Annotated in this window: 13 protein-coding genes; 6 read left to right on the plus strand and 7 right to left on the minus strand. The window is 47.1% G+C overall.

The features are described 5' to 3' along the window. Window positions 1-22 precede the first annotated feature (22 nt). Genes ICN24_RS00715 through argS form a run of 3 tightly spaced genes read right to left on the minus strand, consistent with a single transcriptional unit; the run spans window position 23 to window position 3,056 of the window. Entirely contained in the window at window positions 23-667 is a 645-nt protein-coding gene (locus ICN24_RS00715) for a thiol:disulfide interchange protein DsbA/DsbL (protein WP_216220702.1), read from the minus strand. A gap of 11 nt (window positions 668-678) precedes the next feature. After that, a complete protein-coding gene (locus ICN24_RS00720; protein WP_255532516.1) occupies window positions 679-1,290 on the minus strand; it encodes an SPOR domain-containing protein in 612 nt (203 codons plus the stop codon). Between the two features lie 38 nt (window positions 1,291-1,328). Beyond that, window positions 1,329-3,056, minus strand: a complete 1,728-nt coding sequence (argS, locus tag ICN24_RS00725; RefSeq protein ID WP_216220704.1) for an arginine--tRNA ligase — start codon at window positions 3,054-3,056, stop codon at window positions 1,329-1,331. 35 nt (window positions 3,057-3,091) lie between these two features. On the opposite strand from argS, the gene ICN24_RS00730 reads away from it, so the two are divergent. Further along, a complete protein-coding gene (locus tag ICN24_RS00730) occupies window positions 3,092-3,409 on the plus strand; it encodes a DUF1840 domain-containing protein (protein ID WP_216220705.1) in 318 nt (105 codons plus the stop codon). Here the strand turns inward: ICN24_RS00730 and metH are convergent. Together metH and ICN24_RS00740 are read right to left on the minus strand one after the other, a co-directional pair. Beyond that, window positions 3,406-6,156 carry a methionine synthase gene (gene metH, locus ICN24_RS00735; protein WP_216220712.1) on the minus strand — a complete coding sequence of 917 codons (2,751 nt, stop codon included), beginning with the start codon at window positions 6,154-6,156 and terminating at the stop codon, window positions 3,406-3,408. The two genes, ICN24_RS00730 and metH, sit on opposite strands and share 4 nt — an antisense overlap. Further along, window positions 6,153-7,217, minus strand: a complete 1,065-nt coding sequence (locus ICN24_RS00740; protein ID WP_216220714.1) for a homocysteine S-methyltransferase family protein — start codon at window positions 7,215-7,217, stop codon at window positions 6,153-6,155. The genes metH and ICN24_RS00740 overlap by 4 nt, the downstream gene beginning before the upstream one ends. 74 nt (window positions 7,218-7,291) lie before the next feature. On the opposite strand from ICN24_RS00740, the gene ICN24_RS00745 reads away from it, so the two are divergent. Beyond that, entirely contained in the window at window positions 7,292-7,747 is a 456-nt protein-coding gene (locus ICN24_RS00745) for a PhaM family polyhydroxyalkanoate granule multifunctional regulatory protein (RefSeq protein WP_216220715.1), read from the plus strand. Here the strand turns inward: ICN24_RS00745 and ICN24_RS00750 are convergent. Further along, window positions 7,653-8,744, minus strand: a complete 1,092-nt coding sequence (locus tag ICN24_RS00750) for an MBL fold metallo-hydrolase (RefSeq protein ID WP_216220716.1) — start codon at window positions 8,742-8,744, stop codon at window positions 7,653-7,655. The two genes, ICN24_RS00745 and ICN24_RS00750, sit on opposite strands and share 95 nt — an antisense overlap. Before the next feature lie 46 nt (window positions 8,745-8,790). Here ICN24_RS00750 and ICN24_RS00755 point away from each other — a divergent pair, with 46 nt between their 5' ends. Next, entirely contained in the window at window positions 8,791-8,967 is a 177-nt protein-coding gene (locus ICN24_RS00755; protein WP_216220717.1) for a DUF1289 domain-containing protein, read from the plus strand. Between the two features lie 15 nt (window positions 8,968-8,982). Here the strand turns inward: ICN24_RS00755 and ICN24_RS00760 are convergent, their stop codons facing one another. After that, a complete protein-coding gene (locus ICN24_RS00760; protein ID WP_216220718.1) occupies window positions 8,983-9,966 on the minus strand; it encodes an MDR family oxidoreductase in 984 nt (327 codons plus the stop codon). Window positions 9,967-10,060: 94 nt separating this feature from the next. Between ICN24_RS00760 and ICN24_RS00765 the strand changes: the two genes are divergently transcribed. From ICN24_RS00765 to ICN24_RS00775, 3 genes are read left to right on the plus strand one after another with little or no spacing between them, the layout of a single operon-like run. Next, the gene (locus ICN24_RS00765) at window positions 10,061-10,357 is read left to right on the plus strand and encodes a hypothetical protein (RefSeq protein ID WP_216220720.1); all 297 of its coding nucleotides are present in this window, start codon (window positions 10,061-10,063) and stop codon (window positions 10,355-10,357) included. Between the two features lie 8 nt (window positions 10,358-10,365). Further along, a complete protein-coding gene (locus tag ICN24_RS00770; RefSeq protein WP_216220721.1) occupies window positions 10,366-10,866 on the plus strand; it encodes a flavin reductase family protein in 501 nt (166 codons plus the stop codon). A 19-nt stretch (window positions 10,867-10,885) separates the two neighbouring features. Further along, window positions 10,886-11,548: a glutathione S-transferase family protein gene (locus tag ICN24_RS00775; protein WP_216220723.1), complete on the plus strand. Its 663-nt coding sequence runs from the start codon at window positions 10,886-10,888 to the stop codon at window positions 11,546-11,548. Window positions 11,549-11,551: the final 3 nt, after the last annotated feature.

Below are 11,551 nucleotides of genomic sequence, written 5' to 3' on the forward strand. Positions count from 1 at the left end.
CTTACAGCTGAGCAAAGACAAATTAACGGTATTTGTCTTTACGAATCTTGTCCTCAAGATAATCCATCACCGCAAGAGCTTTGGCCTTAGTGCCTGCAATAGATGGTGAGGTGACATACTTGCCTTGCATCACAATTGTTGGGACACCATCAATACGATAGGCTTCAGTGAGCTGTCTTGCAGCTCTGGCCTTTGAGACCACCGCAAAAGAACGGTAGGTTGCCAAAAAGGTATTGCGATCAACACCCTGCGATGCAACCCAATCCGCAATTTCTGTCTCGGTTAAGAGGTGCTTATTTTCCTTATGCATGGCATACATCACCTTTTCATTCAGAGCATCCCCTTTGCCCATTGCTTCAAGCGCGTAGTACAGCTGACTATGCGGCAGAAAGTCATCACGAAAAGCTACAGGCACTCTACGAAAAACCACATCTTTTGGTTGACGCTTAACCCAAGCGCTTAATTCAGGCTCAAAGTCATAGCAATGTGGGCAGCCGTACCAAAAGAACTCAATTACCTCAACCTTACCCTTAGTCTCTACTGGCTGTGGAACGGGCAGTACGCGGTAATCAAAACCCTCTTCAATTTTTTGACCTTGCGCGCAAGCAAGACTACTTAACAACACGAAGGTTAGTACAGTAAATGCTCTTTTGCTAAATGAAATCATGGTGTTCAACTTTATTTGCTAGCTTTGATTAGCGTGGGCTTAATACCCATGCCACTTAATTTATCGCGGGCGGGATTGCTTTCCTCAACACTGTTGTAAGGACCAGAGCGGACGCGCCACAGTGTATTGCCATCACTCGTGACTTCACTTAACTGTGTCTGAATACCCTGAATCGCTAACGCCGCTTTTTGTGCATCCGCATCAGCGCGTTTAGTAAATGCGCCTACCTGAAGAAAATAAATGGCCTCGCCCTTAGGGGCAGCTGTAGGCGCGACTTCGGCAGACTTCTTGCCATTCACTAGATCGCCAATGGGATCTGAGGATGGTGGTGTAGATGATTTGCCTTGCAGGGGCTTATTTAAATCCAACGGTTCAGCTGGAGCGGCAGCTTCGCCTTCCGCAGGAGTCGTCGGCTTAATCGTCAAAGGCAAATTAGGTGCACGAACACCGGGTCTTTCTTGGGGGGTGTTTTTAGAAAGGTAGAAGGCAATTACAAAGGCAATGCCTAGACCCACGCCTAAACCGATCACAAATCCCAAGATCGTGCCGCCATATTGGGCATGATGCATTGGGATGTTTTTGTCCTGCTTCATGAAGCCAGTTTGTTGATTCGGTTTGCTCATCATTTCCTCATCTTACATTTTCACTTCATACATTGCTACTACATCTTAGCTGGAGCAGATACCCCTAAAACCTTTAATCCATTCTGGAGCACTTGGCGAGTAGCAGATAGCAGGGCCAGACGAGCTAACTTTAATGCTGGATCATCCACTAAAACCCGATCTGCGTTGTAGAAAGTATGGAAGTCACCAGCCAAATCACGCAAATAAAATGCGAGGGCATGTGGAGCTAACTCGGCTGCAGCATCTGTCAATACCTCAGGATACTCAGCCAAACGTCTTAATAAATGATCGGATGCCTTGCTTTGCAATAGCGATAAATCAGCGTTTTCCAAATCAGCAACTTGGCCGCCCCACTGTTGCAAGATAGAGCTTATACGTGCATGTGCATATTGCACATAGAACACAGGATTTTCATCGTTCTGCTGTAAAGCTAAATCAATATCAAAAACAAACTCAGTATCTGCTTTACGAGAAATCAAGAAGAAGCGCACGGCATCACGGCCACGTTGGAGTGCCAGCTCCCTTTCTGCAGGACTCATTTCTGGAGTCACGCCGCCAGACCACTCTACCAAATCACGCACTGTGACATAGGAGCCTGCACGTTTAGAAATTTTGACCTCTTCGCCATGACGCATGACAGTCACCATCTTATGCAGAACATACTCTGGGTAGGTCTTAGGAATATTCCATCCCCGCTTTTGGGCTACGCCCTGTAGGCCTGAGCGAACGCGGGCAATCGTACCGTGGTGATCACTGCCTTGTACATTAATGACCTTTTGAAAGCCACGATTCCATTTGCTGGTGTGATAGGCCACATCAGGGACAAAATAGGTAAAGCTTCCATCTGATTTGCGCATGACGCGATCTTTATCGTCACCATCATCTGTACTCTTTAACCACAGCGCACCTTCAGCTTCATACGTTTTACCAATGCTTTGTAGATCTTGCACAATTTGAGCAACACTACCGTCGGTATATAGAGAAGACTCTAAGTAGTAACAATCAAACTTCACGCCAAATGTTTTTAAATCAATGTCTTGCTCATTGCGCAGATAAGCAACAGCAAACTGACGAATGGCCTCTATTTCATCACGATACTGGTCAGAGTCTTTGAATGCTGATGCAATTTCAGCAATGTATTCACCGTTATAGGCCTGCTCTGGCCACTGAGCATCACCCGGCTTTAATCCATGAAGGCGTGCTTGAACTGATAAAGCCAAGTTAGCGATTTGGACTCCAGCATCGTTGTAATAAAACTCACGATGCACCTGAATTCCTTGAGTGGCCAGCAGATTGGCCAGCGCATCACCTAGCGCAGCCTGTCTACCATGACCGACATGTAATGGGCCGGTTGGGTTTGCAGATACAAACTCAATCATGGCGCTTGGCACTTCAGCGCTACCGGGAGGCAGCTCTCCGAAATGGGTACCAGCAGAGAGAATTTCGCTAACGACCGCTGTTTTAGCTGCGTTACTTAAACGGAAGTTAATAAATCCTGGGCCAGCGATTTCACAGGATGCAATCAGATCCCGATAACCAGTCTGCCGTTCTAGGCGCTCTACTAAGGCCTGGGCCAATTCACGTGGATTTAGCTTCCAGGGCTTCGATAGCTGCAAAGCAATATTGCAGGCCACGTCGCCATGATCTGCCGCCTTGGGGCGCTCCAAACGTGGACTTGGCGCCTCAGTGAAGCCCCGCTCTTGAGCTAAGCCCTGGAGGGCTCCGCTGAGCATTTCAATTAAACGATTTTTATTAGTCAGCAACATAGATAAGTGAGTTTATCAGGTGGTAAGCTATCGAAATGATCTATCAATTCCGCTCAAAAGCCGGTCCAGATGTCATCATGCTGGCCGATCTGACCAAGCGCATCTTTGATATTTTAGGGAGGCCACTTGAGCCTAGGGGCATTCTGACTGAAGAACAGTTGCCCGCCTTGATTACTGCCCTAGAAACTGCGATCTTGGCAGACCTCGAAGAGCGCTCCAAGGCGAAGACGGATGCAGAGGATGCAAAAGAAACACCTAAACTCGCTGACCGCCTTGGACAAAGAGCCTACCCGTTTTTAGAGCTTATGAAACTGGCCAAAGCTAAAAATGAACCCGTAATGTGGGGCGTTTAATCCAATAAGCTTGCTAGTTGACGGCGCACGTCCTCAACAGACTGGCCACGACGTTTTGCCAAGTCCTCAACCTGATCATCAGATAACTTGCCCACATTGAAGTAGCGCGCCTCAGGATGGGCCATATAAAAGCCACTCACACTTGAAGCTGGATTCATGGCCATAGACTCTGTCAAGGTCATACCAATATCCTCAGAGCCGATCACCCTGAGTAAATCTTCTTTAACTTCATGTGCGGGGCAAGCAGGGTAACCAGGAGCAGGACGAATACCGCGGTACTCCTCGTTAATCATTTGATCATTTGTCAATACTTCGTCGGTTGCATAGCCCCATAAATCGGTGCGAACACGATGGTGCATCAGCTCTGCAAATGCCTCAGCTAAGCGATCGGCCAACGCCTTCAACATAATCGCGCTGTAGTCATCATGCTTAGCTTGGAATTCTGCAACCTTCTTTTCAACGCCATGCCCTGTGGTCACCGCAAAGCAACCCATGTAGTCAGCTACACCCGAATCCTTTGGCGCGACATAATCTGCCAAACAACGATTTGGCCTGCGAACACCATCTACCACTGGACGTTCTGATTGCTGACGTAGGTTATGCCAAACGAATAATGGGTGTTCACGCGCTTCATCGCTATATAAAACAATATCGTCACCAACGGTATTGGCAGGATAAAAAGCCACTACTGCATCAGCCTGAAGCCATTGGCCCTTAACTAACTTATCCAGCATCGCCTGGGCGTCTGCGAACACTTTGCGCGCCTCAACACCAACCACTTCATCATCCAAAATTGCTGGGAACTTACCAGCTAAATCCCAAGTTTGGAAGAAAGGTGTCCAGTCGATATATTTTGCAATATCGCTCAGTGCAAAGTTCTTAAAGAGACGACGGCCGATAAATTTTGGCTTCTCAGGCACGTAAGCAGCCCAATCAATCATTTCGCGGTTCTTGCGTGCAGCTTCTAAAGAAATTGTTGGAGTAGCTTTTTTATTTGCATGTTGCTCACGAATACGTACGTAATCATCACGCAAATCTTGAATGAATTTCTTAGCACTCTCATCTGACAACAGGCTAGATGCAACCGAGACAGAACGAGATGCATCGGGAACGTACACCACTGGGCCATCGTAATGTGGGGCAATTTTGACTGCAGTGTGGACTCGCGAAGTAGTAGCACCGCCAATCATCAATGGAATTTGACGCTCACGGAAATAATCATCACGTTGCATCTCCTGAGCAACGTAAGTCATCTCTTCGAGTGATGGCGTAATCAAACCAGATAATCCGACAATATCTGCCTTTTCTTCCTTGGCGCGTTTCAAAATCTCTGCACAAGGAACCATTACACCCATATTGGCAACTTCAAAGTTATTGCATTGCAAAACAACGGTAACAATATTTTTCCCAATGTCGTGCACATCGCCCTTAACCGTGGCCATGACAATTTTGCCCTTAGCCTTGGCTTCACCGCCAGCAGCAATATGCTGGCGCTTTTCTTCTTCGATATAAGGGATGAGGATAGCAACTGCTTGCTTCATTACGCGCGCACTCTTGACTACTTGAGGCAAGAACATTTTTCCAGCACCAAATAAATCGCCGACGACATTCATACCATCCATCAATGGGCCTTCAATGACCTCGATTGGTCGGCCACCCGCACCCATAATTTCGGCACGTAGTTCTTCTGTATCGCCTTCAATAAATGTCGTAATGCCATGAACTAAGGCATGGGTCAAACGTTCACGCACGGGTGCATCACGCCAAACCAAGTTTTCTACTTGCTTGGTGCCATCGCCCTTAAATTGATCGGCGATTTCTAATAAACGCTCTGTGGGCGTTTTACCGTCTTTCTCTTTAAAGCGATTTAAAACAACATCTTCAACTCGCTCTCGCAACTCTGGATCTAAATCGGCATAAACACCTAACTGACCAGCATTCACAATACCCATATCCATACCAGCCTGAATGGCGTGGTACAGAAAGACAGTGTGAATTGCTTCACGAACACGCTCATTACCCCGGAAAGAAAAGCTGACATTGGATACGCCACCACTAACCTTAGCTCCCGGTAAATTCTCTTTTATCCAGCGAGTAGCATTAATGAAATCGACTGCGTAGTTATCGTGTTCTTCAATGCCGGTTGCGATCGCAAAAATATTGGGATCAAAAATAATGTCTTCTGCAGGAAAGCCGATTTCATTGACCAGAATCTCATAGCAACGCTGACAAATTTCAGTTTTACGCTGGAAGGTGTCGGCCTGACCAACTTCGTCAAACGCCATCACCACACTCGCTGCTCCATAGCGACGAATGAGTTGAGCCTGCTTTCTGAAAGGCTCTTCGCCTTCTTTCAGAGAAATCGAATTCACGATAGGCTTACCTTGAATACACTTCAAGCCTGCCTCAATGACACTCCACTTGGAGGAGTCAATCATGATAGGAACGCGCGCAATATCTGGCTCAGACGCAATGAGGTTTAAGAAGCGGGTCATTGCCGCCTCCGAATCCAACATGGCTTCATCCATATTGATATCAATAATCTGCGCGCCATTTTCAACCTGTTGACGCGCTACAGCAAGCGCCTCATCAAACTGATTATTCAAAATCATGCGAGCAAATGCTTTCGAGCCCGTGACATTAGTGCGCTCACCGATGTTCACAAAGCCAACTGCGCCAGTCACATTAAATGGCTCAAGACCAGAGAGCTTCATCGCGGGCATCACTTTTTTCTCTATCTTGCTCATGCTGCAAGCTCCGAATTTTCGCGATAAAAAGCACGTGGCTTGCGCTGAGCAACTGCTTTTGCAATTGCACGAATATGGTCTGGCGTAGTGCCGCAGCAACCACCAACTAAATTGACCAAGCCGTCTTTGGCAAAGCCATCTACCAGGCCCGATGTAATGTCTGGAGTCTCATCAAATCCAGTGTCACTCATTGGATTGGGGAGGCCAGCATTGGGGTAGCAAGAAACGGCGGTATCACAGATACGCGCCAACTCGGCAATATAAGGGCGCATTAAAGCGGCGCCCAAAGCACAATTTAAACCAAACGTTAGCGGCTTAATATGGCGTAAGCTATTCCAAAATGCCTCAACCGTTTGGCCTGACAAAATACGGCCCGAGGCATCGGTGACCGTGCCTGAAATCATGACCGGCAAACGCTCACCAGTCTCTTCAAAAAATTCATCGAGCGCAAATAATGCTGCCTTTGCATTCAAGGTATCAAAAATAGTTTCAACTAAAAATAAATCTACGCCGCCAGCAAACAATCCTTCAATCTGCTCACGATAAGACGCACGCAACGCATCAAAAGTGACATTACGCGCACCGGGATCATTCACATCAGGAGAAATGCTAGCGGTCTTAGGAGTTGGCCCAATCGCACCAGCAGCAAAACGTGGCTTATCTGGCGTGCTGTATTTTTCACAAGCTGCGCGGGCTAACCTTGCCGATACCTCATTCATCTCGCGAGCTAAGCTAGCCATTTTGTAATCTTCTTGCGCTACTGACGTTGCACCAAAAGTATTGGTTTCGATAATGTCGGCGCCTGCATCTAAATACTGCTCATGAATCTTGGTGATGATGTGTGGCTGCGTTAGAACTAAAAGCTCGTTATTGCCTTTAATATCGCCCGGATGGTCGACAAAGCGGGTATTTGTTGGCAGGCCACGATAGTCGGCCTCTGTCAGCTTGTATTGCTGAATCATGGTACCCATAGCGCCATCCAATACAAGAATGCGCTTTTTTAACAACTCAGGGAGGGCCTGACCACGGGTGTAAGGCTGGGATAAACCATTAAATTGCATTGCTGAACCGGGATTAATCTCTAGAATCCCTTATTCTATTGGAAAAGCCACTTTTCATTTACCCCGGAGCCCTTATGTTTGGAACCATTCCAGAATTCAATCAAAGCTTAGAGATGTTTAAAACTATGTGGGGACAAGGTGCTGCTGGGCAGGCTGGGCAATTCCCGTTTACTACAGATGCCTCTAAGGCCGCTGGTGGCTTTGGCGCCGCTTTCCCAGGCCTAGACATCGAAGAGCTTGAGAAACGCATCAAGGACCTGAAAAGCGTTGAGAACTGGCTAAATTTAAACCTTAATATCCTCAAATCCACCATTCAGGGCTTAGAAGTACAACATGCAACCATGATGGCCCTCAAGTCCTTCGGTGACGCAGTATCAGCAGCTGGCGCGGCAGCTAGCGCACCTCAGGAGCAAGCCAGCCCAAAAACAAGTAGCGTTAAAGCGAAGCCACGGAAAAGCGCAGCACGCCGTCCTCGCAAAGCCGGCGATCCAACTTTCCTCGACGAAGTAGGTAATTCAGATGAGCAATAGCCTCACCCATGGCGAAAGTAAGTTGGTGAATATCTAATTCACGCTTAAACAAGACCGGCACTATCTCACGAGCAGTTGCCGGTTTTTTACATGCATTAAGGGCTTCTGCCAAGCGCTCATCATGATGCGCATTGAGTTGTGCAATACGAGGCTTCATCCCTGTAAAAGGCTTGCCATGTGAAGGTAGTACCAGTGTGTTGTCAGGTAAAGGTAAATATTTTTCGAGTGATTGCAAATATAAGCCCAATGGATCTGCATCCGGATCTGCGTCATAGACACTCACATTGGTAGAGATGCGGGGCAACAACATATCCCCTGAAATTAATACGCCCAAATCTTTGCAATACAAAGATGCATGTTCAGGCGCATGACCAAAACCCATGATGACAGTCCAGGCATACCCCCCAATAAAAATATTTTCGCCGTCCAAAATGCGACGATATTGACGAGGTACTCCTGGCACCATATTGCTGTAGTAGTTTGAGCGCGCCCGTATCTTTTCTAAATCTTCTGGCGCAGTAAGGCCATGTTTTTGAAAGTGGTCTGCAGAGCCTCCGCCACCAGCGCGTGCCCCGACAGCAGCGCCACCCTCTTTGCAACTTAACCATTGCGCCGTCAAATAATCTGTCATGGAAATCCACAGGGACACATTCCATTTCTCACAAATCCATTGAGCTAAGCCCACATGGTCTGGATGCATATGGGTAACGATCACCCTCAATACGGGCAAGCCTTCCAGCTGACTCGCAAATATCTGCTCCCAAGATGCTTTGGTCTCATCGTTTGCTATGCCGCAGTCGACAATAGTCCAACCGGCAACACCCTCTAACTCATCGCGCATTAACCAAAGATTAATATGATCTAAGGCAAATGGAAGCCGCATTCGCAACCAACGCACGCCAGGCGCTACTTCGATAGTCTCGCCAATCTGCGGTAAGGTCTCGCCTAGGGGATAATGAATTGCGCTTTGGTCTGCAGCTTGATTTTGAGTGCTCATGGTTTAAGTTTATATTGCGTTTATTTTGATTGCGACTAGGTTTACATTGACTACAGTTCCATCGCCCTGCATTAATTGGTGTGACATTAACCCTGAAAATGGTTATTGCCGGGGATGCTATCGCACGCTAAATGAAATTGCTGATTGGTCTGAGCTATCCAACATGGAGAAGCTTGAGATTTGGAAACTGCTAAAGACTCGCAAACCCCAAACTTGTCAGTAATACGTTTCAAACGAATTACTTATTCACGTCAACAATTAAACGACCGCGCACATTTCCCGCCATCAGCTCTTGGGCATACTTCAAAGACTCTTCCAAAGTAATTTCATGGGAGATTTCATCTAGGGTTTTTAAATCAACCAATTTACTCAGTTGTTCGTAAGCAGCAATCCGTTTTTCCCGAGGCACAGTAACGCTGTTGACGCCATATAAAGTCACGCCGCGCAAAATGAATGGCGCAACACTCGATGGAAAGTCCATGCCTTGTGCAAGACCACACGCAGCAACGGCACCATTGCTCTTGGTTTGTGCGCACGCATTAGCAAGCGTGTGACTACCAACACTATCTAGGACTGCAGCCCAGCGCTCTTTAGCGAGAGGCTTGCCGGGGGCTGATAGCGTAGCACGATCGATCACTTCGGCTGCACCCAGTTTCTTCAGGTAATCGGCTTCAGCCATACGTCCAGTACTCGCTACCACTGTAAAACCCAGCTTGCTCAGCAAGGTAATTGCAAAACTGCCAACACCACCTGCAGCACCAGTGACCAACACTTCGCCATCGCTTGGTTTAAGGCCATGCTTTTGCAAAGCCATGACACACAGCATGGCGGTATAGCCAGCCGTACCAATCGCTAAGGCCTGTTTAGCTGTAAAACCTGTTGGCAAGGGTATAAGCCAATCAGCCTTCACTCTAGCTTGTTGAGCTAGGCCACCCCAATGGCCCTCACCAACCCCCCAACCATTTAACAGAACCATGTCTCCAGCCTTAAAGTCTGGGCTTGAGCTCTCAATCACCTCACCCGCAAAATCAATGCCAGGAACCATTGGGAAGCTCCGAACTACAGGGCTTTTGCCTGTAATAGCCAAACCATCCTTGTAATTGAGGGTGGAATACAGCACCTTTACCCTGACATCACCCTCTGGAAGGCTTGCCTCATCGGCCTGACCTAATTCCGCGCGATAGCCCTGGTCGTCTTTATTGATCAAGATTGCTTTAAACATGTCTCTTCCTCTTTCTTCTAGGTGGGGGTATTTTCCCCGCAACAATTGCTTAATAGGTTTATCCTAACGAGCATTGTTGATTATGGAGGTTTCCATGAAAAAAATTCTACTATTAACTGCAGCTTCTGGCTTATTGCTCGCTGGCTGCTATTCGACCGAAGTAAACATGTCTATGGGCAATATGCGTTTGATTCGCTCCAGCGCAGCACCCCAAGATGTTATGGACTTTGCCACCAAGACTTGTAAGAATGATTTTTACGAAGGTGCTAGCTTCCTATCGAAAGCAGGTACGGAATATCGCTTTAAATGCGTAAAAGCGGAAGAAAACGAAGTGTTGACTCCAATTCCTGGTACCTCAATCGATCCCACAGCAACACCTGCAGCAAAGTAAGCAAGCCAATGGCCCCATTTACTTCGCAAGAACTACGCAAAGGCTTTGCCTCTTTTGCAACCGGGGTCACTGTCATTACCTGTCTTGACGAAGAACGCAATGCTCATGGCATCACGATCAGTTCTTTTAATACCGTTTCGCTTGAGCCGCCATTAATTTTATGGAGCCTCAAAAAGCACTCTCGTCTGATGCCTTGGGTTGAGGTTGGCAAAAAGCATTTGATCCATGTCCTAGAGCGATCTCAGGAAAGCCTGGCGATGCACTTTGCCACCGTCAAGCAAGATCAATTCATCAATATCCCCCATCAGCTAGCAGCCAGCGGCCTCACTCAAATCGCGCACTGTGTTGCTTACTATGAATGTGAAACTGTTTCGGTGCATGTGGGCGGTGATCACAACATCATTGTTGCTAAAGTCATCAATCTTAAAAATCACCCAGAAAAAGAACCGCTCATATTTGCACGCAGCAAATTTCTTGGTCTAGATTTCACAGAAAACCAACCTAACTAATATTTTGCAGGGAAATGCCATGATGCGTTTATGGGGTCGCAAAAGTTCCATCAATGTTCAGAAAGTATTGTGGTGCTTAGCAGAGCTAGGCCTTGAAGAAGGCAAAGACTTTGAGCGCATCGACGCTGGTCTTCACTTTGGGAAAAACAATACGCCTGAGTTTCTCAAAATGAATCCTAATGGACTTGTGCCACTCTTAGAAGATGGCGATCTCGTCCTCTGGGAATCAAACACCATCATGCGCTACCTCGTTTCTCAGCACGATAAAAATGGGCGCTTTCCAAAAGGCGTTACGGCCCAATACAGCTCAGAAAAAATGATGGATTGGCAACTAGCAACGCTATGGCCTCCATTGCGTGCGAGCTTTCTAGGTCTCACGAGAACACCAGAAAAAGATCGTGATTACGATGCAATTTATAAAGGCTATCAAGCAACTAACCAAACCCTTGGTTTGCTCGATAGCATCCTCGCCTCACAAGATTACTGCTCAGGCAATCAATTCAATCTCGGAGATATTGTGGTGGCCTTAGGGGTTCATCGCTGGGTCTTATTGCACGATACTTTCCCAGAAAAAACCGGCTCACGCGCTCAGCTAGACAATGTTGAGCGCTGGTTAAAACAGCTGAAAGCAGAAACTTGTTTTGGTGCGTTTGCTGATAAAGAACTAAACATCGTTAAATAAACG

The organism is Polynucleobacter sp. UK-Kesae-W10 (genome assembly GCF_018881575.1).
GTDB lineage: Bacteria > Pseudomonadota > Gammaproteobacteria > Burkholderiales > Burkholderiaceae > Polynucleobacter.